Raw genomic sequence first — 26,961 nt, 5'->3', positions numbered from 1 at the left:
TGGTCGGCGACGGCCCGATCCGGTACATGTACAACCCGTCGCAGGTGGGCGACCCCAACTGCTGGTCCTCCTCGATCCCCAGCACCGAGGTGCACGCGGCGGCCGGCCCGCTCAACCACTGGTTCTATCTGCTGGCCGAGGGCTCCTCGCCCGGCGGCGGCAAGCCGAACAGCCCGATCTGCTCCGGCGGCCCTTCCTCTGTCACCGGTATCAGCATCCAGAAGGCGGGCAAGATCTATCTGGGCGCGATGCAGCGTAAGACCTCGTCCTGGCGTTACGCCAACGTCCGGTCGGCCTCGCTGGCCGCCGCGGTCGAGCTCTACGGTGCCAACAGCGCGGAGTGCGCGGCCACCAAGGCGGCGTGGAACGCGGTGAGCGTCCCGGTCCAGTCGGGTGAGCCCACCTGCACCTCTCCCACGCAGGACTTCTCGATCTCCACCAACCCGACTTCCGGCTCGGTGACTCCGGGACAGTCGGCCACCACCACGGTCGGCACCCAGACCACCGCGGGCAACCCGCAGACGGTGAACCTCACCGCCTCCGGCCTGCCTTCCGGGGCGACGGCGTCGTTCAACCCGGCGAGCGTGACCAGCGGCAACAGCTCCACGCTGACGATCAGCACCAGCGCCTCCACGCCCGCGGGTACCTCCACGATCACTGTCACGGGCACCGGCGCGTCCGGCTCCCACACCGCCACCTACCAGCTGACCGTCGGCAGCACCCCGCCCACGCGGGACTTCTCCATCGCGGTGAACCCGTCCTCCGGCACCGTCCAGACCGGCCAGGCGATCACCACGACCGTCTCCACGCAGACCACGCAGGGCACGGCCCAGACGGTCAACCTGACCGCTTCCGGGCTGCCGACCGGGGGCACCGCCTCGTTCAACCCGGCCAGCGTGACCAGCGGCGGCAACTCGACGCTGACGATCAGCACCACGAGCTCGACCCCGACGGGCAGCTACCAGGTGACGATCAAGGGCACGGGTGAGACGGGCGCCCACACCACGGTGTTCGCGCTGACCGTCCAGGGCCAGAGCGGTGGCAGGACGTTCCGCAACGACACCGACTACTTCATCGACGACTACTCGTACATCACCAGCTCGGTCACCTCCAACGCGAGCGGGACCGCGCAGTCGCCGGTGAAGGTCACCGCCACCAGCAACCACACGTGCATCGAGGACCTCGACATCTGGCTCCAGGGTCCGAACGGCTCGTGGTACCACCTGCGCTCGCCCGGTGGCTCGTCCTGCACGGTCTTCGGCACCAGGAACTGGTCGGTGCCGGTCAGCCAGCAGGCCGCCGGGAGGTGGACCCTCTACATCGAGGACTACTACGCCCAGGACACAGGAACTCTGGACTGGTGGAGCATCACCGTCTAGGCACCCGTGGTCCCGCCCGGCCGCTCGGGCGGGACCACGATCTCGGTCCGCGAGCGGACGCCGAGCTTGCGCAGCAGGGTGGCGACATGGGTCTCGACCGTACGGCGCGACAGGAACAGCACCTCGGCGATCTCCCTGTTCGTCCTGCCGAGCGCGACGAGCCTGGCGACCTCCCGCTCGCGGGCCGACAGCAGGCCCTCGCCGCGGCGCCGGTTGACCGGGGTGGCCACGCCGTACTCGCGCAGTGCGTGCCTGCAGCGGGCCGCGTCCCTGGTGGCCCCCAGGGCGGCGAAGCGCTCGGCCGCCTCGGCCAGCGCGGCGGCGGCAGCCGCACGGTCGTCCTGGGCGAGCAGAGCGTCCGCGGCGGCCTCGCCGGCGCGGGCGGCGGCGTAGGGCTGGGGCATGGCGGTGAAGGCGGCACGCGCCTCGGCGAAGCGCTCGGCCGCCGCCTGCGCCCTGCCGGCCGACAGCTCCACAGCCCCCCGGGCCAGATCGAGCGCGGCCTGCGCGGCCGGCGCGGTCCTGCCGCGCAGCCCGTCCTCGAAATGCTCGACCAGCTCACCCGCCTCGCGGGCGCGTCCCGCCCGCAGCAGCGCGGTCACGGCGGCCGGCACCAGCTGGTCACCCCACACCCACACGCCCTTGGCGGCCAGCCGCCCTGCCGCCAGCTCGCTCTCCCGTACGGCCGGCGCCACCTCGCCCCTGGCCAGGTGGATCTCGACCAGCCCGCCCCAGGCCGCGAGCACGAGAGGCAGGTAGCCCGTCTCGGGGCTGCCCGCGGCCCGCAGGTGGGATTCGGCCTCGGCCCACTCGCCGGCCGCCAGCGCGAGCCTGCCCAGCACGTAGTGCGCCTCGAGCGACCCGACCGGGCTCTCCTCGACGTCCTCGGTCGCGGCGGCCGCCCGTGCGGCCAGGCCCTCCCACCGGCCGGCCATCCAGTCCATCCGCAGCGCCACCCCGCGCGCCAGGTAGGCGGGGAACAGCGCGCCCGTCTCCTCGGCCAGCTCCCGCCCGCGCCTGCCGTAGTCCTCGGCGAGCTCGTACTGGCCCAGCGTCACCGCCAGGTCGTACAGGTTGCAATAGGCCCTGGCGACCTGCCTGCGCACGGCCGTGGACGGGTCGGTGGCAGGCAGCCCGGCCGCCAGCTCCGCCGTCTCCGGCGAGCCGACCGACATGGCCAGCGTCGCCCTGTTGCCCAGCACGGCCGCCGAGATCTCGGCGTCGTCGGCCTTCGCGACCAGCTCCTCGGCCCGCTCCATCCACTGCTCGTGTACGGCCAGCGGCTCGGGACCCCAGCCCGGCATGGCCAGCGCGGCCAGCCCGCGCGCCGCGAGCGCGGGACGGTCGCCCAGCTCCTCCACCGCGGCCAGGATCGCGGGACGCCCCGCGGCCACGTCGCCGCCCTGCCCGAACAGGATCAGCCCCAGCGACAGCCGCGCCTCCCCGCGCAGGTCCGTGGCCAGCCGCTCGTCGGAGACCAGGTGCCGCAGCAGCCGGATCACCCGCGGGTAGGCCAGGCTCGCCATGGCCAGCCTGGCCAGCGTCAGCACCAGCGCCACCCGCCCCGAGCCCGGCAGGTCGGGATCGGAGATCATGCCCTCGAGCACCTCGACCGCCAGCGGCGTGTCGCCCAGCGCCGCGGCCTGGCGGGCCGCCGCCCCGCCGTAGCGCAGCCACGCCTGCCTGTCGCCCGACCTGCGGGCGTGGAAGGTGAGCTGGACGAGCGGCGGCGGGTCCTGCGCGGCCAGGGCGGCCACGGCCCGCTCGTGGCCGCGCCTGCGGTCGGGGCCGGGGATCGTGTCATAGACGGCCTCCTGCGCCAGCGCGTGGCGCAGGCCGTACCTGCTGTCGGGATACTCGTGCAGCACACCGAGCCGCAGCGCCTCGCTCAGCCCGCCGGCGTCGCCCGCCACCGCGGCCAGCAACTGCTCGCCCACCGGCAGCCGCAGCACGGCGGCGGCGCGGACGGTCGCGAGCGCGGCGGGGGAGAGCCTGGCCAGCTGCTCGGACATCGACTCGCGCAGCAGCAGCGGCACCCCTGCCCGCTCCAGCGCCTCGGGCCGCCGGTCGTCGCCCAGGGAACGGACCACCTCCTCCACCAGGAAGGGGATCCCGCCGGTGCGCTCGTGTAACCGGGCCGCGAAGGTGGGCGGCAGGTCGGGGCGGCCGAGCAGGGCCGCGGCCAGTGCGCCCACGTCGGGCCCGGCCAGCGGCTCGAGCGGGATCAGCACGCTGGAGGTCTCGGGCGAGCCGCGGTAGGCGGCGCCCAGCGCCAGCCCCGCGGCCGACAGCTCCTGCCTGCGGTAGGTCAGCACCAGCGCCAGCTCGTCGGGCGGCCGCCTGCGCAGGAAGCGCAGCAGGTCCTGCGTGCCGTCGTCGGCCCAGTGCAGGTCCTCGATCACCAGCACCGCGGGCCCCGCGGCCGCCAGCAGGTCGCGCACCGCGCGGAACAGGCGGTGGCGCTCGGCGGCCGGGTCGGGCAGCGGGGCGGGCGCCGGCGGCAGCAGCGGCGTCAGCTCGGGCAGGTGGCCGTGGAGCGCTCCCGTCACCGGGCTGAGCCCCTCCGGGCCGTGCAGCACGTCCCGCAGGTCGCGCATGGCCTCGAAGACCGGCCCGTAGGGAAAGGGCTCGCGCAGCGGATGGCAGTATCCGACCAGCAGCGTACGGCGGGCCTTATCGGCCGCGGCGTGCACCAGCGTCGTCTTGCCGATGCCCGCCTCGCCTTCGACCAGCGCCACCGCCGGAGGGTGGCGCATCGCTTCCAGGAGCGCCCGCAGCGGCTCCGCACGACCGACCATTCCCACGACCGGACGTTATCCACCTGGAACCCACGGTTCAATCCCGGAACATAACTCCCCGGTTGCGATGTTGCGTCAGAAACCCTGTCAAGATTCTCCACGCGACCGCGTTCCGGGTGCGCCGTAACCCCGGACTCGCCGGTCAGTCGGTGGGGTGATGCGGCCGTACGCGATCAGGTGGCCAGGCGTCGTGACGGGGCTTGACGTTCCAGCTGAAGTGACGGCGGTGGGTGCCGGGGAAGAGCTCGCGCCGGTCGCGGCCCTTCTTTTTCTTCTTCTCCTTGGCCAGCGCCTCCTTCAGACCCGGCGTGAACCCGCCGCCGAAGCGGGCCATGTCGGGCGGCGCGAACCGCGTCGGGGCCGTGTCGCTCAGCGCCGACTCCATCGACGAGATCCAGATCGGCCCGGGCAGCGTGGCGCCGAACACCGCTCCGTAGTACTCGCCGCCGATCTCCACGTTCTCCAGCGGGTAGCGGTAGGAGCCCCGGATGTCGCCGACGCTGACCGCCGCCGCCAGGTCCGGCGTGTAACCGGCGAACCAGGCCGAGGTGTAGCCGTTGTTCGTGCCGGTCTTGCCGGCCGCCGGGCGGCCGATGCTCTGCCCGTGCATGGTGCCCTTGGTGAACACCCCCGACAGGATGTAGTTGACCGCGTCCGCGACCTCCTTCTCCACGGCCTGGTCGCAGGCGGGCGGCACCCGGGTCGTCTCTCCTTCGGAGTCGGTGATCTTCACGATCGCCAGCGGGTGGCAGTAACGGCCCCTGGCGCCGAACGCCGCGAAGGCCCCCGCCACCGTGACCGGGTCCATCTCGTTGACGCCGAGCGTGAACGTGGGCACCTCGCGCAGCGGTCCCCCGTCGGCGCGGGTGACGCCGAGCGACCTGGCGGTGTTGACCACGTTGCACAGGCCGACCTTGCGCTCCAGCATCATGTAGAAAATGTTGACCGACTTCCAGGTGCCGGTCTCCAGGCTGTGCGGGCCGCCGGTGCCCTCCCCGCTGGCGTTGAGCACGCGCGCCCGCGGGTCGTTGACGGGCTTGCCCGAGCAGTCGCGGTAGCCCTGCGCGGGCACCAGCTCGCCCGGCGTCTCGAAGCCCTGGTTGAAGCGCCACCCCTGCTGCAGGGCGGTGGCCAGGGTGAACACCTTGAACGTCGAGCCCGCCTGGAGCCCCATGCCGCCGCCGTGTGCCTCGTCGGCGGCCAGGTTGATCGTGGTGCGCGAGCCGTTCTTGCGCCTGCCGGGGTTGCTGCCGTACTTCTTGCTGACGGCGATCGCCCTGATCCGCCCGGTGCCGGGCTCGACCATGGCCTCCGAGCCCGCCTCGGTGTCGCGCGGGCTGACGTGTTCGCGCAGCGCATGCTGGGACGCGTGCTGGTCGCGCGGGTCCAGGCTGGTGCGGATGACCAGGCCGCCGGTGGCCAGGCGGCGCCGGCGTTCGGCCACGGTGGCGCCGAAGACCGGGTTGGACAGCAGTTCCTGCCGCACGTACACGCAGTAGTACGGGTAGTCGCTCTCCTCGCACCCGCCGGGCTCGGGGTGCAGGGTGATGTCCAGCTTGGTGCGCTTGGCCGCGTCCGCCTGCGCCTGGGTGATCATGTTCAGCCCGGCCATCCGGTCGAGCACGGTGTCGCGCCGCTGCTTCAGGCGCGCCTGCTGCTTCCTGCCGATCGAGGGGTCGGTGAGATTCGGCGCGCGTACGGCGCCGGCCAGCGTGGCGGCCTGCGCCAGCGTCAGGTCGGCCGCCGAGGTGGAGAAGAAGCGCCGGGCCGCCGCCTCGACGCCGTGCGCGCCGGCGCCGAAGTAGGCGATGTTCAGGTAGCGCTCGAGGATCTCGTCCTTGGTGTACTTGGCCTCCATGGCCAGCGCGTACCGCAGCTCGGTGATCTTGCGGCCGATGCTCTGCGCCCGCGCCTGGACCCGCTCGGCGTCGGTGCGCGCGTTCTCCACCAGGATGTTCTTGACCAGCTGCTGGGTGAGCGAGGAGCCGCCCTGCCGGATGCCGCCCGCCTGGGTGTTGGTCAGCAGCGCCCGGATGGTCCCTCTGACGTCCATGCCGCCGTGCTCGTAGAAGCGGGCGTCCTCGATGGCCACGATCGCCTGGCGCATCACCGGCGCCACCCGCGAGAGCGGCACCTCGGTCCTGTTGGCGGTGTAGAACTGGGCGAACTGCTTGCCGTGCCTGTCCAGCAGCCGCGTCACCTGGGAGAGCGGCTCCTCGCGCGGGGGCGGGGGCAGGTCCACGAAGGAGTTGGCGACGTCCCTCGTGGCGATCCCCGCCCCGCCCACGGCCGGCACGACCAGGGCAGCCGCCAGCACACCGCTCACCGCGCCGGCCACACCCAGCCCGGCGATGGATTTGCGCACAGTCACTCAGATGATCTGCGACCGGCTGATCATGGGCAAACGCCGGGTTCCGACTCTTTACCGTTGCCTGCGGATGTTCAGACCGAGCGAGGCGAACTGCTCGTACGGGCGGTGGTAGCCGCGCTCGATGTGGTGCACCCCGCGCAACGTCGACACCCCGTCGGCCACCGCCGCGGCCAGCACGCCGGAGAACCCGGCGCGGATGTCGGGCAGCGTCACGTCGGCGCCCCGCAGCTTCGACACGCCGCGCACCACGGCCGAGTGCTTGGCGTTGGTGTCGTGGTAGCGGCAGGCGGGCCCGCCCAGGCACTGGTCGAACACCTCGATCTCGCAGCCCATCTTCTGCAGCGCGGGCACGTAGACCAGGCGGTTCTCGAAGACGGTCTCGTGCAGCACCGACATGCCCTGGCTCTGCGTGAACAGCACCATCAGCGGCGTCTGCCAGTCGGTCATGAACCCCGGATGCGTGTCGGTCTGCACCGCCGCGGAACGCAGGCCCGCCGGCGGCGCGGTCGCGCACACGTACTCGTCGTTGATGTCGAACTGGGCGCCCATCCTGGCCAGCGTGGTGATCGCCGTGACCAGGCGGTCCTGCGCGCAGCCGTGCACCCGCACCTCGCCGCCGGTGACCAGCCCGGCCGCCAGGTAGGAGAACGCCTCGATGCGGTCGCCCGCCAGCCACGTGGAGGCGCCGCGCAGGTGGCCGACACCCTCGATGACGATCCTGCGGTCGGGGGACAGCTCGATCCTGCCGCCCATCCGCTGCAGGAACAGCGCCAGCTCGACCACCTCGGGCTCCATGGCCGCGTTCTTGATCACGGTCTTGCCCTCGGCCAGCACCGCGGACATCAGGATCGTCTCGGTCGCCCCGACGCTCGGGTACGGCAGCTCGATCCGGGCGCCGTTGAGCCGCTTGGCCTTGGCGTACACGCCGCCCTCGCCCACCTCGACCTCGGCGCCCATCGCGCGCAGCGCCTCGACGTGGAAGTCGATGGGCCGCCGTCCGATCGGGTCGCCGCCCACCAGCGGCACGAACGCCTCGCCCGCCAGGTGCAGCAGCGGGCCGAGCATGAGGATGGGGATGCGGTTCAGCCCGGTGAACGCGTCCGGCACGCGGGGGCGGATCTCTGGTCCCGGCTCGATCCGGATCTCACTGCCGTTGATCTGCACGTGGATGCCGAGCGCTTCCAGCATCGCCGCCGTGATACCCACCTCGCCCACCTCGGGGGCGTTGGCGATGGTGCTCTCCCCGCTGCCCAGCATGGCGGCGACCATGTGCTTGGAAACGGCGTTCTTGGAACCGCGTACTTCGACGTCCCCCCGCAGCGGTCCCGAGGGTTCGATCAGCCAGACCTCTTCTTGAATCACGAAGCGAGCCTAACCGGGCGATACCATCGAGCTGATTCGGACACACATGTGAGGGGGAGTCGCGTGGCGAGGGAAGTACGCGCTTTCGCCGTTACTGTCCTCGTTCTCGCCGCCTTGGCCGTTCCGGCCGGGCTGCTCTGGTCCTGGGTGTCACCCCGCGCGCCGTACCAGGTGACCGGCGAGGGGACCGTACTGGCCGACCCGTCCACGCAGGCGCTCATCGCCGCCGACGGCTGGTTCGCGGTCATCACCGCAGGTCTCGGGCTGGCCTGCGGTGCCCTGGGCTGGCTGATCGGGCGGCGCACGCCGGTGGCGATGCTGCTGGCCCTGTGCGCGGGCGGGGTGCTGGGCGCCTTCCTGGTGCGGTGGATCGGCTCGACGTTCACGCTCGGCGCCGTCACCGTGGCCGCCGCCGCACCCGGTACCAAGGTCGTCGCCGGGACGCTGTCGCTGACGGCCTCCGGCGTCATGGTGGCCTGGCCGCTGATAGGGGTGGCCATGTTCGGGCTGCTCGAGGGCATGCACGGCTACCGAGAGTCACCCCTGCGGCAGCCGTACGGCGGGCAGCCTCCTTTGTGACCCAACGTTTTTTGGTTTTGATCTTGGTTTTATAGCTCTGGATGCTTCTTGCCGAACCCGGTGGCTTGCTCGAACGCTCTGGCCACGCGGAGAACCTTGGCGTCGTCGAAGGGTCGGCCGACGATCTGGACGCCGACCGGGAGACCTGACGGGGTGAAACCGGCCGGGACCGAGGCGGCGGGGGAGTGCAGGACGCTGATCCAGTACGCCGAACGCATCCAGGCCAGGTAGTCGGGCATCGGGATCCCGTTGATCTCGCCCACGTACGGGTGCTCGACCGGGAACGGCGGCACCTGGCTGACCGGCGCGATCAGCACGTCGTAGCTGTCGAAGAAGGCGGCCATCCGCTGGTAGAGCCCGCTGCGCAGCCGCTCGGCACGGGCCAGGTCGGCACCCGTGACCTCCAGGCCGCGCTCCACGTTCCACCGCGTGTTCGGCCCGAGCCCCTCCACGCCCGCGAACGACAGCGCGTAGTACCAGGCCCGGTAGACGCGGAAGGCGTCCTCGGTGTCCGACAGGTCGAGATCCACCTGCTCGACGCGCGCGCCCAGCCGCTCGAACACGCCCGGCGCGGTCGCCGTCACCGCCGCCGTCTCCGGGTCCACCGGCAGCCCGCCCAGATCGGGACTCCAGGCCACTCGCAGCCCTTCTACCGAAATTTCGGGATCAGGGGTGAACGGCTCCTTGATCGCGTACGGCGAGCGCGGATCGAACCCCGCCATGACCGACAGCAGCAGCTCCACGTCCTCGACCGTGCGGCCCATCGGCCCCGGCACCGCCAGCGTGTACCAGGCGGCCGTGTCCGACGGATCGGGCACCCGGCCGGGCGTCGGACGCAGGCCCACCACGTTGCAGAACGAGGCCGGGTTGCGCAGCGAGCCGCCCATGTCGGAGCCGTCGGCCAGCGGCACCAGGCCGCAGGCCAGCGCCGCCGCCGCGCCCCCGCTGCTGCCGCCGGCCGACCTGGTCAGGTCGTAAGGGTTGCGGGTGGCGCCGAACACCTCGTTCACCGTGTGCGAGCCGGTGCCGAACTCCGGCGTGTTCGTCTTGCCGATCGTGATCGCGCCCGCCGCCCTGACCCGCTGGACCAGGAGCTCGTCCTCGGTGGGGACGTTGTCGGCGTACAGCGGCGAGCCGTACGTGGTGCGGATGCCCGCGGTGTCGACGAGGTCCTTGTGCGCGATCGGCACGCCGTGCAGCGGACCGGCCGGCTCGGTGGCGTCGGCGGCCTTGGCCGCGTCCATGGCCTGCTCGGCCGCCAGCGTCACGACGGCGTTCACCTTCGGGTTGACCCGCTCGATGCGGTCGAGGTGCGCCTGGAGCAGCTCCACGGCGCTGACCTGCCGGGTCCTGACCAGGCGGGCCATCTCGGCCGCGCTCAGGTAGTGCAGTTCGCTCACGGTTGCGATCCTGCCCCATGCGGGTGCCCGCCACCACGGCGAGGGTTGCCGAGAGAGGCGGCCAGGCCGTCGAGCACCTGCTCAAGGCCCAGCGCGAACAGCCGCTCCAGCCGGTCGGGCAGGTGCGGGATCCTGGCCTCCTCCATGATCCTGGTGAAGGTCGGATACCGGCCGCTGTCGCGGATGACCTTGCCGTAGGGGCTCTGCTCGGCCATCCAGCCGTCGATCGTCAGGCCGGAGCGGCGGGCGGCCTCCCGCTCGCCCAGTTCTCCCGCGACGGTGCCGCGCACGTAGGTGGCCACCGCCGACACCTTGGCGAGCAGGTCGTCGGCGTCCAGGCCGAGGTCGCCGAGCGCGGCGAAGGAGGCCTCCATCCAGCGCAGCCCGTTCGGCCCCAGGCTGGGCCGTCCCGCCGACAGCGCCGCCGACCACGGGTGGCGCAGCATCACCGCGCGGGTCCTGCGGGCGATCTCGCGCAGGTCGGCCCGCCAGTCGCCGGTGCGCGCGGGCGGGTCCTCCTCGCCCATGATCGCGTCGCCCATCAGATCCAAGATGTCGTCTTTTTTCGACACATAGCGGTAGAGCGAGGTCGTGCCGGCGCCCAGCTCCGCGGCGATCCGGCGCATCGACACCGCCTCGATGCCCTCGGCGTCCGCCACCCGGACCCCGACCGCAGCGACCTCGGCCCTGCTGTAGGCGGGCTTGGGGCCGCGGGCCGCACGCTCGGGCCGCATCCAGATCATCTCCATTGCGAACAGTGTACCCAGTAACCTAAACTGCGAACAGTGTTACCGGGTTTCAGGAGGCGATCATGGATTTCGACGTGGTGGTGGCCGGTGGCGGGCCCGTGGGCCTGCTGCTCGCGTGCGAGCTTCGGCTCGGCGGGGCCTCGGTGGTGGTGCTCGAGCGGGCCGCCTCGCCGTACACCGAGCTCAAGGCGGGCGCGATGGGCGCCCGCGCGCTCAACGCGCCGTCGGCGGACGCGCTGCGCCGCCGCGGTCTGCTCCCGGCGGTACGGCAGGCCGCGCTGACCTGGTTCGAGCCCGATCCGGAGCTGATCGAGCTCATCGGATCCGGGGTGGTGGAGCTCGAGGAGATGCCGTTCATCGGGCACTTCGCGGGCATCCCGATCCGCGCCGACCGGCTCGACCCCGACGATCCCGACCTCGCGCGCGACAGCGACGGCGGCGGGGTGATCAGCCAGCTCGACCTCGAACGCATCCTGGCCGCCCGGGCGGAGGAGCTGGGCGCCGAGGTACGGCGCGGCGTCGAGGTGACCGGCCTCGCCCAGGACCCTCAGGGCGTCACCGTGCGGACACGCGAAGGCTCCCCGGAGCGCGGGCGGTGGCTGGTGGGGTGCGACGGCGGGCGCAGCGCGGTCCGCAAGGCGGGCGGCTTCGACTTCGCCGGGACCGACGGGGAGTTCGTCGGCCTGCAGGCGCTGGTGGAGTGGGCCGACCCGGAGGCGCTGCCGATGGGCGACTGGGTGCGGACCGAGGCGGGTTCGTACGTGCACGGGCCGATGCCCGGCCGGCTGCACGTCGTCGAGTACGGCAGGCGCGTCGACAGGGACGCGCCGGTGACCGCCCAGGAGGTGCGCGAGGCGCTGAAGCGGGTCAGCGGCCTGGACCTGGAGGTCACCACGGTCAGGACCGGCTCCCGCTACTCCGATGCGACCCGGCAGGCGACCACCTACCGCGACCGGCGAGTGCTGCTGGCGGGCGACGCCGCGCACATCCACTCGCCGGCCGGCGGGCAGGGCCTCAACCTGGGCCTGGGCGACGCGATGAACCTGGGCTGGAAGCTGGCCGCGGTGGCGCGCGGCGAGGCTCCGGAAGCCCTACTGGACACCTACACGGCCGAGCGGCACCCGATCGGCGCCTGGGTGCAGTCGTGGAGCGACGCCCAGACGGCGCTCAGCCGCCCCGACTCCCGCACGCGCGCGCTGCGCGCGGTGGTCGGCGACTTCCTCGACGCGCCCCAGGCGGCCACCTACGTGCTCAAGCACATCGCGGGCCTGGCGCAGCGCTACGCCCTGCCCGGCACGCACCCGCTGGTCGGCCGCCCCGCGCCCGGCACGCCCGAGCACACCGGCGCCCTGCTCGTCACCGACCGGGCGGACCTCGCCACCGCGGCCAAGCCGTGGGGCGACCGCATCACGGTCGTCCCCGGCTCGCCGACGGCCTTCGTCCGCCCGGACGGCTACGTGGCCTGGGCCACCGACCAGCCCGCCCACCCGGACGAGGCGGCGGCCGCCATCACGACCTGGCTCGGCCCGGCCTGATCACGCCCGGACGGGGCGGCGGCCGCGATCACGACCTGGCTCGGGCCGGCCTGAATCATGCCCGGACGGGGCGGCCGGGCATGGAGTCGGGGAGGAGGGCGCCGTCTCTGACCACGAAGCGGCCGTTCACCATGACGTGGACGAAGCCCTGCGAAGGGGCGACCGTCGCGGCGTAGGTGGCGCGGTCGGCCACGGTCTCCGGGTCGAGCACGGTCAGGTCGGCGTCCATCCCCGCCTGCACCCGGCCCTTGCGGTGCAGCGCGGGCACCACCTGGGCAGGCACGTAGGAGCAGCGCCGGATCGCCTCGGGCAGGCTCAGCACCGCCTGCTCGCGGACGAGCTGCCGGAACACGCGCCCGTAGGTGCCGGCCGTACGCGGGTGCGAGGCGGCGTCGGCGGGCAGCGGCCAGGCGGCCGGGTCGGGGGTGCGGATGAGCGGCACCGCGTCCGTGGCGACGGCGGCGTCCTCGAAGGCCAGCGCCTTCTGGATGAAGGCGAACTGCGCAGGGTCGTCCTCGTCGAGCAGGTGCACGAACGCGGCGGAACCGGGTTCGTGCGTGCGGGCCGCGCGCAGTTCGTCGTCGGAGGAGAAGCGGCCGCCCGACAGCAGCCCGATCGAGTGCGGTGTCAGGCCGCGCCGGTGCAGCAGCTCGGGCGCCAGGAACGCGGCGCCCACACCCGTCATGCCCGCGCCGTACGGGTAGGCCTCGGTGGTGACCCTGGCGCCCTCCGCGCGGACGCGCTCCACCAGGCCGAGCACGCGGTCGACGTGGCGGACCGAGGTGGAGTTGACGTGGCAGTAGTGCATGTGGGCGCCCGTCTCGGCGGCGGCCCTGACGATCTCCTCGGCGCCGTCGATCGGCGTGCCCGGGTCCTGCTCGACCAGTTCGCGGGCATGGGTGTAGGTGGGCTGGCCGGCGCGGGCGGCCAGCGCCGCCACGGCCAGGTATTCGGCCGGGTCGGCCAGCGGGGCGTAGCCGACCAGGATGCCGATGCCGAGCGCGCCGTCGGCCAGGTCCTTCTCCAGCATGGCCACGATCCGCGCGGTCGCCTCGGCGTTGCCCGGCTGCTGCCACTCGGCGCGGCCGATGTTGTCGAGCAGCACCTCCAGGCTGGCCGCTGGATCCACCCCGGCGAGCACCGACATGCGGGCGGCGGCCCAGGAGGTGGAGAAGCCGTAGTTGAGCGGCCTGCCCTCCAGCTCGGCCTGCCGGTAGGCGCGCGAGACCGGGTAGGCGCCCGCCTCCAGCTCCAGCACGGTCGTCACGCCGTCCAGGGCCTGCAGCCGGTGCCCGGCCAGGTCGGCGCTGTGGCTGTGCAGGTCGATGAAGCCGGGCGCGACCACCAGCCCGCCGACGTCCAGCCGCTCGCGGCCCTCCAGCGGCACGTCGGACACCGCGCGGATCACGCCGCCGGTGACACCCACGTCGCGGACCGCGTCCAGGCCGGTCTCCGGGTCGATCACCCGCCCGTTGGCGAGCACCAGGTCGTAGGTCACGAAACCTCCTTGAAGGTGAACTGCTCGGCTCGTTGCGGCACCACCACGGCGATCAGCGCGCCGAGCACGGTGGTGCCGATCAGCAGCCCGAAGGCGGCCGTGTAGGAGAACCGGTCGACGAGCCACCCCATCAGCACCGGCGTGATCACTCCGGCGATCTGGCCGCCCACGTTGACCACGCCCATGCCCGAGCCGATCACGGCGGGCGGCAGCGCCCGTACCGGCATGCCCAGGATGCCCATCGTGGACAGGCCTGCGACCGCCAGCGCCAGCGTCTGGAACAGCGTGAAGCCCTCGGCGCTGTCGGCCATCAGCATCAGCCCCAGCAGGGCGGCGGTGCACAGCAGCAGCGGGATCACGTACAGCCGGGCCCGCCCGCTGAAATAGCGGTCGAACAGGTAGCCGCCCAGGATCGTCGTCACGGTCATCACCAGGCTCGGCACGGCGGAGAACACGCCGGTCTTCAACAGTGAGATGCCCTTGACCTCGAGCAGGTAGCTCGGCACCCAGGTGATCATCCCGTAGCCCAGCATGTTCGTCGCGCAGAACAGCGCCGCGAACTTCCACACCGCGGGCGCCTTCAGCACGCTGGACAGCGGGGGCGCCTGCCTGACCTGAACGGGCTCACTCAGCTCCACCGGCAGCGGCTTGGGCAGCAGCGCCCACAGCAGCAGCCCGACCAGCACGCCCGCCGCGGCCGTCACCCAGAACGTGTGCCGCCAGCCCACGGCCAGCAGCAGCGGCGCGACCACCAGCGGCGCCAGTCCCGCGCCCAGCTGGTTGGAGGCCAGCATCGCCCCGGCCGCCGTGGCCCGCCGCTCGGGAGTGGTCCGCTCCGCCATCGCCTTGAACGACGCCCCGGGGAACAGCCCCTGCCCCACCCCGAACAGGGCCCTGATCACCAGCAGTACGGCGAGCCCCCACGCCAGCCCGGTCAGCGCGGTGAACACCGACCACAGCGCCAGCGAGACCACCAGCAGCCGCCGCGAGCCGAACCGGTCGGCAAGCAGCCCGCCAGGAATCTGGCACAGCAGGTAGACCAGCGAGAAGACGGTGATGAGCCAGCCCTGCTCGGTCTTGGTGAGCGTGAATTCCTGCCCGATGAACGGCAGTGCGACGGCCATCATCACGCGGTCGACGTAGTCGACGACCCACACGCCCATGAGCAGGCCGACGGTCAAGGTGGCGGTTCGGCGGACATCGGAGGGGGTGATTTGCGTCGCGAGTCCCATACCTGACGTATTGTCGCGGCGACTCAGCGGCGGGGCTTTGGCCTGGCCGACGAACTCCCCGGCCTCCATGGTGCCCGCGAACGAAAGCTTAGGCCTTGCCGATGTCGGCGGTGACGGCCCGGGTCAGGCTGATGAGGTTGGCGGGAGCGGTCTCGATCTGCAGGCCGCGCTTGCCGGCGGAGAAGTAGATCGTCTCGAACTCCAGCGCCGAGGCGTCGACCACGGTCGGCAGCTGCTTGCGCTGCCCGAGCGGGCTGATGCCGCCCACCACGTAGCCCGTCACGCGCTCCACCTTGGCCGCGTCGGCCATCGCCGCGCGCTTGCTCTTCAGCGCCGCCGCCAGCGCCTTCAGGTCGAGCTTGCCCGAGACGGGCACGACGGCCACCGCCAGCCCGCTCTCGACCTCCGCCACGAGCGTCTTGAAGATCCTCTCGTACGGCAGGCCGAGCGCGTCGGCCGCCTCCTCCCCGTAGGCCTGCGCGCCGGGGTCGTGGTCGTAGGGGTGGAGGGTGAAGTCCGCCTTCGCCTTCGTCAGCGCCACCGTGGCCGGGGTGCCGCCTTTCGCCTTGCTGCTCATGGATCTAGAGCCTATTGACATCCTCCACCCGCCTGAAAGCGGGGGATTCCAACCCATCTCACGCTGAGAGGAGGACAGGTTGAGGTTCGCGGTTCGCAGGCCCGGCAACCCGGTCGCCTCCCCGCGCATCCACCGTGTGCCCCACGGCGGCCAATCGGATGTTGCGCGCCGCGTTCACGTCGGCGTTGCAGGCGTATCCGCAGGAGCGGCAACGGAAGTCGGCTTGGCTCTCGCGCGACTTCGCATCGACGATCCCGCACGCCGAACAGCGCTGCGAGGTGTACACGGGGTTGACTTTGACGACCTGGCCAGGAGCCTTATGCACCAGCCGCTGGACGAGCTGGCCCCAGCCTGCGGCGAGGATCGAGCGGTTCAGGCCAGCCTTGGCTGCGACGTGCTTGCCGGGCGCTTCGATGGTGCCCTTGGCCGACCGGGTCATGTTGCCGATCTTGAGGTCTTCGACGGCGATCACGTCGAACCTGCGGGCAAGATCGGTGGAGGTCTTCTCGACCCAGTCCTTGCGGCGGTCGACCTCGCGCGTCTTCAGCCTGGCGATGGCCTGTTTGACCTTGTCGCGCCGGTTGGAGCCGCGTTCGGCGCGGACAAGCATGCGCAGGAGTCGCAACAGCCGGACCCTCTCGGGCTCGCGCAGCGTTGACGCGCTGACCATCTCACCCGTGGACAGGGCAGCGGCCACGGCCACTCCACGGTCCACGCCGACCACCTCGCCCGTGCCAGGTGCTGGGATCGGATCCGGGACGGCAGCGAACGCCACATGCCAGCGGCCCGCCGTATCGCGGGTGATCCGGTAGGACTTCACACCCTCGGGCACGGCGCGGGACCAGCGGAACCGCACCCAGCCCACCTTCGGGACCTTCACCTCGCCGACATGGCGGGACAAGCACCGGACGTCACCCGCCTTGACAGCGACGATCCGAACCCTTCGCCTTGCCCACGCCTGCGCCACGTCGGCCTGCGATGGGTCCTGTCGAAGAAGTTGGCCATGGCTTGGGCGAAATCCTTGAGCGCCTGCTGCTGCACGACGATCGACCCACGGCGGAGCCACGCGAACTCGCCCCGCGCCTCGGTCAGCTGGCGGCACTGCTCGGCGAACCCCGGCGCGCTCTTACCTCCCGGCTTCCAGTGCGCGTGTTGCTCGACGGCCAGGTTCCACACGTATCGGGCGTGCCCGCAATGCTCCAGCAACATCTGCTCCTGGGCGGGCGTCGGCTGGAGCCGATAGCGGGACACGCCAATCAACCTACCGATCAACACCGACAAAACCCGGAGACCAAAGTGTCCGACCGACCCGGCTTTCCTCCCCGCCCTGAAGGACGGGGCATCCCGCCTGTAGGTGTCTGGTGAACGCAGGGTCGCGCTCTAGTCGCTCTCCTGCCACGTGTACCAGGGCCCGCTCAGGTGCGCGTAGCGGAATCCCTCCCCGTCGTCCTCAGGCGCACGTTCCGGGCTGAAGACGAAGCCGTGGTGATCGAGGAACCCGCTGCCGACCACGAGGAAGCGCACGCCTCCGGGAATCCGCTCCACGGACTCCACGTGGAAGAGCCCCACCCATCGGGCGTCCTCGCCTGCGGGCTTGGAGGCGGCGAACCGCTCGAGCGCCGGCCGTGACAACTCGAAGCGCGCCCGTACCGGCGCTCCGGCGTAGACCAGACCGGCCACAGGCCGCCATCACCGGGGCCGCGGTCCACGAGAGCCAGGTTCTGCGCAGGTCGGCGCGGTGCTCGCGGCGAGCGAGGGTGAGGCCCAGGAACACCAGCCACAGCAGGCCCAGCGCCAGCCCGAGGAGGCCCGCAGGCGCCAGGATCCCGAAATCTCCGCCGGGGATGCTCGTGGCGTACAGCGTCACCAGTGCGATGAACAGCACGACCGCGTTGATTCCCTGTTGCCCGCCCCTGATCACAGCGGGACGTTAGCGCGGGCCCGGGGGTTCTGGGCGGTCCTGCACGTTTTCTGCACGAAGGTTCAACGTGGGCTCCTGCAGGGTGCGGGACAGGAGCCAGGAGAGGGTGGCGAAGGCGACGAGGGTGCCGAGGGCCAGGCGGAGGGTGGTGGCCTCGGCGAGGGCGCCGATGAGGGGGCTCGCCAGGCCGCCGGCGCTGACCGCGAGGCCGAGGGTGACGCCGCTGGCCGTGCCGATGCGGTTGGGCAGGAAGTCCTGGCCGAGCGTGACGTGCAGCGAGAACGGGGCGTAGAGGGCCATCGACGACAGGGCGATGAACAGGCACGCCCACCAGCCGGGAGCCAGGGGGACGCCGGCGATCGCCGCGATGCTCGCCAGGTAGGCGGCGCGCATCGTGCGGATCCGGCCGAAGCGGGCGGCCAGGCGGCCGCCCAGCACCGTGCCCACGGCGCCGCCGCCGAACAGGACGAACAGCGCGAGCCCGCCCGCCAGCCCGCCGCCCATGTACAGCGCCACGAAGGCGCTCAACCCGACGTAGGCGATCGAGCGCGACACGATGACCAGCGTGAGGCGGAGGAACGCGGGCCAGTCGTCCCTGCCGGAGACCGTCGCGGCCGCCTGGCCGCCGCCAGTGCCTGCCCGCACCGACCGGATCACCAGCACCGTCACCAGCGCCCCGAGCAGCGCGGGCACCACCAGGTACGGCGAGCCCCCCACCCCGGTGACCGACAGCAGCGGCGTCACCAGCAGGGGCGCGGTGGCGAAGCCGAGGGTCCCGCCGAGGGAGAACCAGCTCATCCGCACGTGGCTGCCCTCGCTGGCGATCCTGGCCAGCCGGGCCGACTCGGGGTGGTAGGCGGCCACGCCGAGCCCCGACAGGGCGACGGCCAGCCAGGTCGCGAGGTAAGCGGAGCCGACCCCGCTCAGCGCGACTCCGAGCCCGGCGGTGGTCATGCTGACCGGGATCAGCCACGGCATCCGCCAGCGGTCCGTGAGCGCGCCGAACACCGGCTGCACGATGGACGACAGCAGCGTGGCCGCGAGCACGATCCCCGAGGCGGCGACGTAGCCGTAGCCGCGCTCGGCCACCAGGAAGGGCACGAGCGCGGGCACGGCGCCCTGGTAGAGGTCGACGCTGGCGTGTCCGACGGCGAGCACGGCGATCCTGTTCACGCAACCAGCCTGGCCAGCCAGGCAGATGGCCCGCTTCCGATAAAATGCCAACATATGTCGGAAATCCGCCACACCCCGGAGGCGCCGACCGGGATCCGGATGCTGGCCCCGGGTGCCGGGATCGACGCGCACCGGCACGACAACCACCAGATCGCCTACGCCCGCCGCGGCGTCGTGTCGATCACGACGGACGCCGGCAGCTGGGTGGCCGCCGCGAACAGGGCGATCTGGATCCCGGCGGGCACCGTCCACGAGCACCGCGCCTACGGCGACACCGACCTGCGGCTGGTCGGCCTCACCGGGAACCCGCTGAACCTCCGCAGGCCCGCCGTGCTCGCGGTGGCGCCGCTGCTGCGCGAGCTGATCATCAGCTACACCGAGGAGCCGGACGAGCGGGTCATGGCGGTGCTGCTCGACCAGCTGCGCCGCTCCCCCGAGCAGCCGCTGCACCTGCCCACCCCGCGCGACCCCCGCCTGGCGGCGATCTGCCGCCTGCTGCACGACGACCCCGCCGGATCGGCCAGCCTGCCGGAGCTGGCCAGGCGGGCCGGCGTCAGCGACCGCACGCTGAGCAGGCTGTTCAGGACGGAGCTCGGGATGACCTTCCCGCAGTGGCGCACCCAGCTCAGGCTGCACCACGCACTCGTCCTGCTGGCCGAGGGCGCGGCCGTCACGACCGTGGCGCACCGGTGCGGATGGGCCACTGCCAGCGCGTTCATCGACGTCTTCCGCAGGGCGTTGGGTGACACGCCGGGCCGGGCGTTCACGGGCTGGTGATGTCGCCGTCCACGTAGGCCCAGGCGCCATCGACGCGGGTGAAGCGGCTGCGCTCGTGCAGTTCGCCGGTCTGGCCGCGATGGGTGTAGCTCGCGCGGAACGTGACCGTCCCCTCGGTGTGGATCGGGCTGCCGCCCGTGGTGTCCTCGATCTCCAGGCCGGTCCAGCGCATGCCGTGCTCGAAGCCGACGCGGGCGGGCCGGGTGCGCGGGTGCCAGGTGCGCAGCAGGTAGGCCTCGTCGCCGCGGGCGAAGGCGGTGTAGCGCGAGCGCATCAGCGCCTCGGCGGTGGGCGCGGGCTTGCCCGCGTGGTAACGCCCGCAGCAGTCGTCATAGGCGGCGGGCAGGCCGCACGGGCACGTGGAGTGGGACATGCGCTCCATTGTCGTGGACCCTAACGACTGCCCGTCAGGTAGTCCCGCAGGACGACCGCCTGGTTGTGCACCGGGTCCTTGGCCGCGTACAGCAGTGTCACCGGGCCGCGCGCGGCCGCGTCCCTGAGCGGCTGGAGCACCTCCGGATGGGCGTCGAGCTCGGCCCGGTAGCGCCGGGCGAACTCGGCGAAACGCTCCGACCGGTGGCCGAACCACTGCCGCAGCTCCGTCGACGGCGCGGCGTCCTTCACCCACCCGTCCAGCTTCAGCTCGTCCTTGCGCACGCCGCGTGGCCAGAGCCGGTCGACCAGGAACACCGCGCCCTCGCGCGGCTCGTGGTCGTAGACGCGTTGAATCCGCACGTCCATACACCGACGATAACTGGTCATGACGGATTCCAGTTGCTCTCCGCAATGGCTCATCACTTGTGCGTAGTCGTCCTACGCTCCGCGGGGGTGGAACGTTCTCCTGCGAAGGCAAATCATCGCCGCATGAAAAAGGCATGCTTCGCCGTGTTATGCGGATTGCTCGTGTCGGTGGCCCTCGCCAGGCCGGCCGCTGCGACAGGGAGCGCGGACGAGATCCACTTCACCTACGCCAGTTCCACGTCGGTCGTCTTCGACTGGCGCGGCACCGCGACCTCCATCGACTACGGGACGACCACGGGTTACGGCACCACGGTGAACGCGGTGGCTCCCGCCGTGACGCCGATCTCCTCGGCGGGGCCGTTCTGGCAGGCGACGCTGACCGGGCTGGCCCCGGACACCTCCTACCACTACTCCATCGGCGGCGGGCCCGACATGGTGTTCCGCAGCCCGCCGAGCGGGGCCTTCCGCTTCGAGGCCAGCGGGGACATGGGCAACTCGCTGGACTTCGGCGCGATGGCCGCCGTCCAGGCGCAGATGGCCAGCGACGACCCGGCCTTCGTGTTCATGGTCGGCGACCTCACCTACGCGGAGACCACCACGCAGGCCTCGGTCGACCAGCACTTCAACGACGTGATGGCGTGGAGCAAGACCGCCGCCTACATGCCGGCGTGGGGCAACCACGAGTACGAGAACCCCACCAAGGACGACCTGCGCAACTACAAGGGCAGGCTGCTCATGCCCAACGCGCAGACCTCGCCCGGCGCGCCCGCCCCCGGGTGCTGCGGCAACGACTGGGGCTGGTTCGACACGGGCGGCGTGCGCTTCATCGCCTACCCGGAGCCGTACACCGCGGCCACCTGGACCGACTGGGCGACCAAGGCCGACGCCCTGTTCTCCGCGGCGCAGGCGGACCCGTCGATCAACTTCATCGTCACCTACGGCCACCGGCCCGCCTACTCGACCGGCTCGCACCCCGGTGACGCCAACCTGGCGGGGATCCTGGACTCCTTCGGCGCGACGTACTCCAAGTACGTGCTCAACCTCAACGGCCACTCGCACAACTACGAGCGGTTCAGCCCGATCCACGGCGTCACCCACATCACCGTCGGCAACGGCGGCGGCGGCCTGGTCACCTGGACCAGCCCCGCGAGCCCCACCACCGCCTACCGGGCGCTGCACTACGGCCACCTGCGGGTGGACGTCGGGCCGACCGGCCTGCTCATCCAGGAGATCTGCGGCCCGTCCTCCAGCAAGGACGACGTCACCTGCACGCTCGGCGACGTCATCGACCAGGTGACGATCGGCACTCCCCCCGTCATCCCGCCGCCCACCACGGTCTACGTGGACAAGAACAACCCGGGCTGCTCCGACACCGGCGGCGGCACCGCGCTGCAGCCGATGTGCTCGATCACCGCGGGAGTCCACCTGGTGGCGCCCGGACAGACCGTGCTGGTCTCCTCGGGCACCTACACCGAGTCGGTCGACATCGCCCGCTCGGGCACCGCGGCCAAACCGATCACGGTCTCCGCCGCGCCCGGCGCCTCGGTCACGGTGACGGGCGGCGACTTCGGCTTCAAGGTGTCCGGCGAGTCGTACGTGACGCTCAAGGGATTCACCGTCACCGGCAACGCCAAGTACGGCATCTACCTGACCGGCAGTGACCACGTCACCGTTGACGGCAACACCGTCACCTACGCAGGTCAGCCCGTCTCGGGCCAGACGGCGCGCGGCATCTACGTCTCCTCGACCACCGACTCCGTCATCTCCGCTAACGTCGCCCACCACAACAGCGACTCCGGCATCTACCTGACCTCGTCGGCCGCCCGCGTCACCGTGCGCGGCAACACCGCCTACCAGAACGCCCGCCAGTACGAGCGCTCGGCCAACGGCATCGACGTGCGCGGCGCGGACGTCTCGGTGATCGGCAACGTGACCTACGACAACGAGGACTCCGGCATCCAGTTCTACACCGGCGCCAGCAACGCCCTGGCGGTGAACAACGTCGCCTACAACAACGGCGACCACGGCATCGACAACCTCAACGTGCCCGGCGGCACCCTGGTCGGCAACACCGCCTACCGCAACTGCACGACCGGCATCAACGTGGAGGGCACGTCCTCGAACTACACGATCAGGAACAATGTCGCCGTCGACAACGCGGTCTACCCCGCCTACAACGGCATCTCCTGCAACCGCCGCGCCGGCAACATCGGCGTGTGGGACTCGGCCACGTCCACCACGACGGCCGACTACAACCTGGTCTACCTGTCCACCAGCGGCAAGATGTACGCCTGGGGCAGCGCCTACACCACGCTGGCCGCCATGCGCACCGCCACCGGCCAGGAGGTCCACGGCCTGCAGGCCAACCCGCTGCTGACCGCGAACCTCCACCTCCAGGCGGGCTCGCCCGCGATCGACTCGGCCGACTCCGGCGCCACCGGAGCCCTGGCCACGGACCTGGAGGGCAACGCCCGCTACAACGACCCCGCCACCGCCGACACGGGCACAGGCCCCCGCACCTACGACGACCGCGGCGCCTACGAGTACCACTAGTCAGGACGGCAGGCAGTCGCTGAGCTCGGGAAATCGGAAAGCAACCCACTTGTCCAGCGCCGGCTCGGCGTCCGTGCAGCACGAGGACGCCGAGCCTGGCCGGCTCACATCGCCGCGACGGCCCGGGCGGCGAGTTCGCCGATCGCCGTGTTGATCGCGCTCTCGTTCGCGTACGGCTCGCGCGCACTGGTGAACACCGCCACCGCGTACCGACCGCCGCCGGGCGGCTCCACCACGCCGACCTCGTTCCTGACGACGCCGAACAGGCTGCCGCTCTTGGCCGACACGCGCACGTCCCGCCCGAACCCCATGGCCAGCCGGTGCTGCGTCACCTGCTGCTCCATCAGCGCCCGCACCCGCGCGCACGCCTGCGCCGGGCCCGCCTCGTCGCGCCAGAGCATCCGCAGCAGCCGGGCCATGTCCCGCGCCGTCGTCCTGATCCCGTGCTCCGCCCGCATGGCCGCCGACTCCCAGACGACCCCGCATGCCCACGCACCCGCCATGGTGTCCCGCATCGTGGACGAATCGGGATCCGGTGGCCGCACTCCGTAAACTGGGGAGGTGATTTCCCGTATCGACATGCGCGGTTCCCTTCCGGAGAACCTGCGCGACGTGCTGCCCCGCGCCGAGCTGGATGTCGAGGCCGCCCTGGAGAAGGTGCGGCCCATCTGCGAGGACGTGCGCCATCGGGGGGCGGCAGCCGTACGGGAGCTGACCGCCAGGTTCGACGGTGTCGAGATCGCCAGCACCCGCGTCCCGGTGCAAGAGATTCAAAAAGCGCTGCAAAACTTGGACCAGAAAGTCAGAACCGCGCTCGAGGAGTCGATCAGGCGCGCCCGGCTGGTCCACCGCGACCAGCGGCGCACCGACACCACGACCCGCGTCGTCCCCGGCGGCACCGTGACCGAGCGCTGGGTGCCGGTCGAGCGCGTCGGGCTGTACGTGCCGGGCGGCCGCGCCGTCTACCCGTCGAGCGTGGTCATGAACGTCGTGCCCGCCCAGGAGGCAGGCGTCCAGTCGCTGGCCGTGACCAGCCCCGCGCAGAAGGAGTTCGGCGGGCTTCCGCACCCCACGATCCTGGCGGCCTGCGCGCTGCTCGGCGTTGACGAGGTGTACGCCGTGGGCGGCGCCCAGGCCGTGGCCATGTTCGCCTACGGCACCGAGGAGTGCGCCCCCGCCACCATGGTCACCGGCCCAGGCAACATCTGGGTGGCGGCGGCCAAGCGGCTGCTCAAGGGCCGCATCGGCATCGACTCCGAGGCGGGACCCACCGAGATCGCGATCCTGGCCGACAGCACCGCCGACCCCGTGCACGTGGCGGCCGACCTGATCAGCCAGGCCGAGCACGACGTGATCGCGGCCGCGGTGCTCGTCACCGACAGCCTGGAGCTGGCCGAGGCCGTCGAGCGCGAGCTGCCCGGCCAGGTGGCCGCCACCAAGCACTCCGAGCGCATCACCGAGGCGCTGTCCGGGCGCCAGTCCGGCATCGTGCTGGTCGACTCCATCGACGACGGCGTCAAGGTCGTCGACGCCTACGCCGCCGAGCACCTGGAGATCCAGACCGCCGACGCCGCCGCGGTCGCGGCCAGGATCAGGAACGCGGGAGCCATCTTCGTCGGCCCCTACGCCCCTGTCTCGCTGGGCGACTACCTGGCGGGCTCCAACCACGTGCTGCCCACCGGCGGCTGCGCCTGCCACTCCAGCGGCCTGTCCGTGCAGACGTTCCTGCGCGGCATCCACGTCGTCGACTACACCCGCGAGGCGCTGGCCGAGGCCGCGGCGCACGTGTCCGTGCTGGCCGACGCCGAGGACCTGCCCGCTCACGGCGCCGCCATCCGCGCCAGGTTCGGCTGGGAGGTCCCGCAGTGAACCTGGACGACCTGCCCATCCGCGAGGACCTCAAGGGCAAGACCCCGTACGGCGCGCCGCAGATCGACGTGCCGGTCCGGCTCAACACCAACGAGAACCCCTACCCGCCCTCCCAGCGCCTGATCGACGACCTGGCTGAGGCGGTCCGCGCCGTCGCGGGCGACCTCAACCGCTACCCCGACAGGGACGCCGTCGACCTGCGCCGTGACCTGGCCGGCTACCTCGGCCACGGGCTGACCACCGAGCACGTGTGGGCGGCCAACGGGTCCAACGAGGTGCTCCAGCAGATCCTGCAGGCCTTCGGCGGCCACGACAGGACCGCGATCGGGTTCGAGCCGTCGTACTCGATGCACCCCATCATCACCAGCGGCACCAGCACCGAGTGGATCGAGGCCACCCGCGAGGACGACTTCTCCCTCGACCCGGGCAAGGCGGTGGCCGCCGTCGAGGAGCACCGGCCCGACATCGTCTTCGTGGCCTCGCCGAACAACCCGACCGGCACGGCGCAGCCGTTGTCGACCATCGAGCGGATCCTGGCCGCCGCCCCGGGCGTGGTCGTGGTGGACGAGGCCTACGCCGAGTTCGCCAGGACCGGCACGCCGTCCGCGCTGACGCTGCTGCCCGCCCACCCGCGGCTGATCGTGACGCGCACGATGTCCAAGGCGTTCGCCATGGCCGGCACCCGCCTGGGCTACCTGGCGGCCCACCCGGCCGTGGTCCAGGCGCTTCAGCTGGTCCGCCTGCCGTACCACCTGTCGGCGCTGACCCAGGCGGCGGCGCGGGTGGCGCTGAGCCACCGCGACGACCTGCTCGGCACCGTCGACGCGCTGCGCCGCGAGCGCGACGCCACGGTGGACTGGTTGCGCGCCAAGGGGTTGACGGTGGCCGACTCCGACGCCAATTTCGTGTTGTTCGGGCGCTTTCCTGACCGCAGGGCGGTCTGGGAGGGGCTGCTGGCGCGGGGCGTGCTGATTCGCGAGGTCGGCCCGCCAGAATGGCTGCGAGTGTCGATCGGCACCGGCGAGGAGATGGCGGCGTTCCGCGCCGCGTTGGAAGGAGTTCTGTGGGCCGCGTAGGTCGCGTCGAGCGTACAACCAAGGAGACGTCCGTCCTGGTCGAGGTGGACCTCGACGGCACCGGCAAGGTCGACGTGGCCACCGGCGTGGGCTTCTACGACCACATGCTTGCCCAGCTGGGCAAGCACGGGCTGTTCGACCTGACGGTCAAGACCGAGGGCGACCTGCACATCGACTCCCACCACACCATCGAGGACACCGCGCTGGCGCTGGGCGCCGCCTTCCGCGACGCTCTGGGCGACAAGTCCGGCATCCGGCGGTTCGGTAGCGCGTCGTGCCCGCTGGACGAGTCGCTGGCCCAGGTCACCGTCGACCTGTCCGGCCGGCCGTACCTGGTGCACGCCGAGCCCGAGGGCATGGCGCCGATGATCGGGCCCGAGTACGACACGACGATGACGCGCCACATCCTGGAGTCGTTCGTCGCGCAGGCCGCGATCTGCCTGCACGTGCACGTCCCCTACGGTCGCAACGCGCACCACATCGTGGAGGCCCAGTTCAAGGCCCTGGCCCGGGCGCTGCGCGAGGCATCGGAACTGGACCCGCGCGCGACGGGCGTACCGAGTACCAAGGGCGTGCTATGAGCGAAAATGTCATCGCCATCGTGATGGTGTTCATCGGGCTGTTCCTGCTCGGCGGCGTCTACTCCCTGCTCAAGCAAGGCCTGAAGATCGGTGCCGTCATCTGCGGGATCGGCGCCGTCATGGCGATCACGGCGGGGGTGCTGTGGTGGTGAGCAAGAAGGTCGTGGTGCTCGACTACGGCTCGGGCAACCTGCGCTCGGCCGAGCGGGCGCTGGCGCGCGTGGGCGCCGACGTGACGGTGACCGCCGACTTCGACACGGCGCTCAACAGCGACGGCCTGGTCGTCCCCGGCGTCGGCGCGTTCGCCGCCTGCATGGCGGGCCTCAAGGGCGTGTACGGCGAGCGGATCATCGCCCGCCGGCTCGCGGGCGGCCGCCCGGTCCTGGGGATCTGCGTGGGCATGCAGATCCTGTTCGCCAGGGGCGTCGAGCACGGCGTGGAGACCGAGGGCTGCGGCGAATGGCCGGGCACGGTCGAGCGGCTCGAGGCGCCGGTGCTGCCGCACATGGGATGGAACACGGTCAAGGCGCCTGCCGAGTCGGTCCTGTTCGCCGGGCTCGACGCCGACACCCGTTTCTACTTCGTGCACTCCTACGGCGTGCGCGAATGGGAGCTGCACCCGGGCGACGGGTTCAGCGAGCCGTTGGTGACCTGGGCCGAGCACGGCGTGCCGTTCGTGGCCGCCGTCGAGAACGGCCCGCTGAAGGCCACCCAGTTCCACCCCGAGAAGTCCGGCGACGCGGGAGCCGTACTGCTCGAAAACTGGCTCAAGACCGTCTCGTGAGCGCCC

The 26,961-nt window shown here is 71.7% G+C and carries 25 protein-coding genes; 10 read left to right on the top strand and 15 right to left on the bottom strand.

The genetic code is table 11. The features are described from left to right. A partial coding sequence (locus tag KIK09_RS08045; protein ID WP_214317956.1) for a M4 family metallopeptidase occupies positions 1-1,379 on the top strand: 1,379 nt, incomplete at its 5' end. Here KIK09_RS08045 and KIK09_RS08040 read toward each other — a convergent pair. The 3 genes from KIK09_RS08040 to murA all read right to left on the bottom strand — a co-directional run bounded on the left by KIK09_RS08040 (position 1,376) and on the right by murA (position 7,910). Beyond that, positions 1,376-4,177 (bottom strand): helix-turn-helix transcriptional regulator, encoded by a 2,802-nt coding sequence (locus KIK09_RS08040; protein WP_214318089.1) that lies wholly within the window; start codon positions 4,175-4,177, stop codon positions 1,376-1,378. The genes KIK09_RS08045 and KIK09_RS08040 overlap by 4 nt on opposite strands. 142 nt (positions 4,178-4,319) lie before the next feature. Then, positions 4,320-6,542 carry a transglycosylase domain-containing protein gene (locus KIK09_RS08035; RefSeq protein ID WP_308163969.1) on the bottom strand — a complete coding sequence of 741 codons (2,223 nt, stop codon included), beginning with the start codon at positions 6,540-6,542 and terminating at the stop codon, positions 4,320-4,322. Between the two features lie 57 nt (positions 6,543-6,599). Then, positions 6,600-7,910, bottom strand: a complete 1,311-nt coding sequence (gene murA, locus KIK09_RS08030; RefSeq protein ID WP_308163968.1) for a UDP-N-acetylglucosamine 1-carboxyvinyltransferase — start codon at positions 7,908-7,910, stop codon at positions 6,600-6,602. 63 nt (positions 7,911-7,973) lie between these two features. Between murA and KIK09_RS08025 the strand changes: the two genes are divergently transcribed. Further along, positions 7,974-8,489 carry a hypothetical protein gene (locus KIK09_RS08025; RefSeq protein WP_214317954.1) on the top strand — a complete coding sequence of 172 codons (516 nt, stop codon included), beginning with the start codon at positions 7,974-7,976 and terminating at the stop codon, positions 8,487-8,489. A 29-nt stretch (positions 8,490-8,518) separates the two neighbouring features. Here the strand turns inward: KIK09_RS08025 and KIK09_RS08020 are convergent, their stop codons facing one another. After that, positions 8,519-9,889 carry an amidase gene (locus KIK09_RS08020; RefSeq protein ID WP_214317953.1) on the bottom strand — a complete coding sequence of 457 codons (1,371 nt, stop codon included), beginning with the start codon at positions 9,887-9,889 and terminating at the stop codon, positions 8,519-8,521. Further along, positions 9,886-10,638, bottom strand: a complete 753-nt coding sequence (locus tag KIK09_RS08015; protein WP_214317952.1) for a TetR/AcrR family transcriptional regulator — start codon at positions 10,636-10,638, stop codon at positions 9,886-9,888. The genes KIK09_RS08020 and KIK09_RS08015 overlap by 4 nt, the downstream gene beginning before the upstream one ends. A gap of 62 nt (positions 10,639-10,700) precedes the next feature. Between KIK09_RS08015 and KIK09_RS08010 the strand changes: the two genes are divergently transcribed. After that, on the top strand, positions 10,701-12,173 hold the full coding sequence (locus KIK09_RS08010) for an FAD-dependent oxidoreductase (RefSeq protein ID WP_214317951.1): 1,473 nt from the start codon (positions 10,701-10,703) through the stop codon (positions 12,171-12,173). Between the two features lie 55 nt (positions 12,174-12,228). Here the strand turns inward: KIK09_RS08010 and KIK09_RS08005 are convergent, their stop codons facing one another. The 7 genes from KIK09_RS08005 to KIK09_RS07975 form a co-directional block, all read right to left on the bottom strand. Beyond that, the gene (locus tag KIK09_RS08005) at positions 12,229-13,671 is read right to left on the bottom strand and encodes an amidohydrolase family protein (protein ID WP_214317950.1); all 1,443 of its coding nucleotides are present in this window, start codon (positions 13,669-13,671) and stop codon (positions 12,229-12,231) included. Then, positions 13,668-14,903, bottom strand: coding sequence for an MFS transporter (locus KIK09_RS08000; RefSeq protein WP_214317949.1), 1,236 nt, complete (start codon positions 14,901-14,903; stop codon positions 13,668-13,670). The genes KIK09_RS08005 and KIK09_RS08000 overlap by 4 nt, the downstream gene beginning before the upstream one ends. A gap of 88 nt (positions 14,904-14,991) precedes the next feature. Further along, a complete protein-coding gene (gene ybaK, locus KIK09_RS07995) occupies positions 14,992-15,480 on the bottom strand; it encodes a Cys-tRNA(Pro) deacylase (RefSeq protein WP_214317948.1) in 489 nt (162 codons plus the stop codon). A 58-nt stretch (positions 15,481-15,538) separates the two neighbouring features. Beyond that, complete coding sequence (locus KIK09_RS07990) at positions 15,539-16,336, bottom strand: RNA-guided endonuclease InsQ/TnpB family protein (protein ID WP_214317947.1); 798 nt, start codon at positions 16,334-16,336, stop codon at positions 15,539-15,541. 20 nt (positions 16,337-16,356) lie between these two features. Then, positions 16,357-16,731 (bottom strand): helix-turn-helix domain-containing protein, encoded by a 375-nt coding sequence (locus KIK09_RS07985; RefSeq protein ID WP_214317946.1) that lies wholly within the window; start codon positions 16,729-16,731, stop codon positions 16,357-16,359. Between the two features lie 129 nt (positions 16,732-16,860). After that, positions 16,861-17,160 (bottom strand): hypothetical protein, encoded by a 300-nt coding sequence (locus KIK09_RS07980; RefSeq protein ID WP_214317945.1) that lies wholly within the window; start codon positions 17,158-17,160, stop codon positions 16,861-16,863. A 250-nt stretch (positions 17,161-17,410) separates the two neighbouring features. Continuing rightward, entirely contained in the window at positions 17,411-18,574 is a 1,164-nt protein-coding gene (locus KIK09_RS07975; protein WP_308163967.1) for an MFS transporter, read from the bottom strand. 54 nt (positions 18,575-18,628) lie between these two features. Here KIK09_RS07975 and KIK09_RS07970 point away from each other — a divergent pair, with 54 nt between their 5' ends. Continuing rightward, a complete protein-coding gene (locus KIK09_RS07970; RefSeq protein ID WP_214317944.1) occupies positions 18,629-19,351 on the top strand; it encodes a helix-turn-helix transcriptional regulator in 723 nt (240 codons plus the stop codon). On the opposite strand, the gene KIK09_RS07965 is transcribed toward KIK09_RS07970, so the two are convergent. Both KIK09_RS07965 and KIK09_RS07960 read right to left on the bottom strand, forming a co-directional pair. Further along, entirely contained in the window at positions 19,338-19,724 is a 387-nt protein-coding gene (locus KIK09_RS07965; protein ID WP_250572554.1) for a YchJ family protein, read from the bottom strand. The genes KIK09_RS07970 and KIK09_RS07965 overlap by 14 nt on opposite strands. Positions 19,725-19,744: 20 nt before the next feature. Then, a complete protein-coding gene (locus KIK09_RS07960) occupies positions 19,745-20,092 on the bottom strand; it encodes a DUF488 domain-containing protein (protein WP_250572553.1) in 348 nt (115 codons plus the stop codon). Positions 20,093-20,215: 123 nt separating this feature from the next. Between KIK09_RS07960 and KIK09_RS07955 the strand changes: the two genes are divergently transcribed. Beyond that, positions 20,216-22,645: a right-handed parallel beta-helix repeat-containing protein gene (locus tag KIK09_RS07955; protein ID WP_214317942.1), complete on the top strand. Its 2,430-nt coding sequence runs from the start codon at positions 20,216-20,218 to the stop codon at positions 22,643-22,645. A gap of 104 nt (positions 22,646-22,749) precedes the next feature. Here KIK09_RS07955 and KIK09_RS07950 read toward each other — a convergent pair whose 3' ends face one another. Then, positions 22,750-23,160, bottom strand: a complete 411-nt coding sequence (locus KIK09_RS07950; protein WP_250572552.1) for a serine hydrolase — start codon at positions 23,158-23,160, stop codon at positions 22,750-22,752. A gap of 46 nt (positions 23,161-23,206) precedes the next feature. On the opposite strand from KIK09_RS07950, the gene hisD reads away from it, so the two are divergent. Genes hisD through hisH form a run of 5 tightly spaced genes read left to right on the top strand, consistent with a single transcriptional unit; the run spans position 23,207 to position 26,955 of the window. Continuing rightward, positions 23,207-24,514, top strand: a complete 1,308-nt coding sequence (hisD, locus tag KIK09_RS07945) for a histidinol dehydrogenase (RefSeq protein WP_214317940.1) — start codon at positions 23,207-23,209, stop codon at positions 24,512-24,514. Continuing rightward, positions 24,511-25,590 carry a histidinol-phosphate transaminase gene (locus KIK09_RS07940; protein WP_214317939.1) on the top strand — a complete coding sequence of 360 codons (1,080 nt, stop codon included), beginning with the start codon at positions 24,511-24,513 and terminating at the stop codon, positions 25,588-25,590. The genes hisD and KIK09_RS07940 overlap by 4 nt, the downstream gene beginning before the upstream one ends. Beyond that, positions 25,578-26,171: an imidazoleglycerol-phosphate dehydratase HisB gene (hisB, locus tag KIK09_RS07935; RefSeq protein WP_214317938.1), complete on the top strand. Its 594-nt coding sequence runs from the start codon at positions 25,578-25,580 to the stop codon at positions 26,169-26,171. Before KIK09_RS07940 ends, hisB begins: the two co-directional genes overlap by 13 nt. Next, positions 26,168-26,323, top strand: coding sequence for a CG2302 family histidine operon protein (locus KIK09_RS07930; RefSeq protein ID WP_214317937.1), 156 nt, complete (start codon positions 26,168-26,170; stop codon positions 26,321-26,323). The genes hisB and KIK09_RS07930 overlap by 4 nt, the downstream gene beginning before the upstream one ends. Beyond that, on the top strand, positions 26,320-26,955 hold the full coding sequence (hisH, locus tag KIK09_RS07925) for an imidazole glycerol phosphate synthase subunit HisH (RefSeq protein WP_214317936.1): 636 nt from the start codon (positions 26,320-26,322) through the stop codon (positions 26,953-26,955). Before KIK09_RS07930 ends, hisH begins: the two co-directional genes overlap by 4 nt. The last annotated feature ends 6 nt before the right edge of the window (positions 26,956-26,961 follow it).

The organism is Nonomuraea sediminis, assembly GCF_018531495.1.
Lineage (GTDB): Bacteria > Actinomycetota > Actinomycetes > Streptosporangiales > Streptosporangiaceae > Nonomuraea > Nonomuraea sediminis.
This window is presented reverse-complemented; position numbering and strand designations above follow the sequence as displayed.

What these genes read in the sequence shown, in the direction of transcription:
- KIK09_RS08040 (WP_214318089.1), bottom strand. Translation starts at nt 4,177, where the DNA reads ATGGTCGGTCGTGCGGAGCCGCTGCGGGCGCTCCTGGAAGCGATGCGC.
- KIK09_RS08015 (WP_214317952.1), bottom strand. Translation starts at nt 10,638, where the DNA reads ATGGAGATGATCTGGATGCGGCCCGAGCGTGCGGCCCGCGGCCCCAAG.
- KIK09_RS08010 (WP_214317951.1), top strand. Translation starts at nt 10,701, where the DNA reads ATGGATTTCGACGTGGTGGTGGCCGGTGGCGGGCCCGTGGGCCTGCTG.
- KIK09_RS08000 (WP_214317949.1), bottom strand. Translation starts at nt 14,903, where the DNA reads ATGGGACTCGCGACGCAAATCACCCCCTCCGATGTCCGCCGAACCGCC.
- ybaK (WP_214317948.1), bottom strand. Translation starts at nt 15,480, where the DNA reads ATGAGCAGCAAGGCGAAAGGCGGCACCCCGGCCACGGTGGCGCTGACG.
- KIK09_RS07970 (WP_214317944.1), top strand. Translation starts at nt 18,629, where the DNA reads ATGTCGGAAATCCGCCACACCCCGGAGGCGCCGACCGGGATCCGGATG.
- KIK09_RS07965 (WP_250572554.1), bottom strand. Translation starts at nt 19,724, where the DNA reads ATGTCCCACTCCACGTGCCCGTGCGGCCTGCCCGCCGCCTATGACGAC.
- KIK09_RS07960 (WP_250572553.1), bottom strand. Translation starts at nt 20,092, where the DNA reads ATGGACGTGCGGATTCAACGCGTCTACGACCACGAGCCGCGCGAGGGC.
- KIK09_RS07955 (WP_214317942.1), top strand. Translation starts at nt 20,216, where the DNA reads ATGAAAAAGGCATGCTTCGCCGTGTTATGCGGATTGCTCGTGTCGGTG.
- KIK09_RS07950 (WP_250572552.1), bottom strand. Translation starts at nt 23,160, where the DNA reads ATGCGGGACACCATGGCGGGTGCGTGGGCATGCGGGGTCGTCTGGGAG.
- KIK09_RS07930 (WP_214317937.1), top strand. Translation starts at nt 26,168, where the DNA reads ATGAGCGAAAATGTCATCGCCATCGTGATGGTGTTCATCGGGCTGTTC.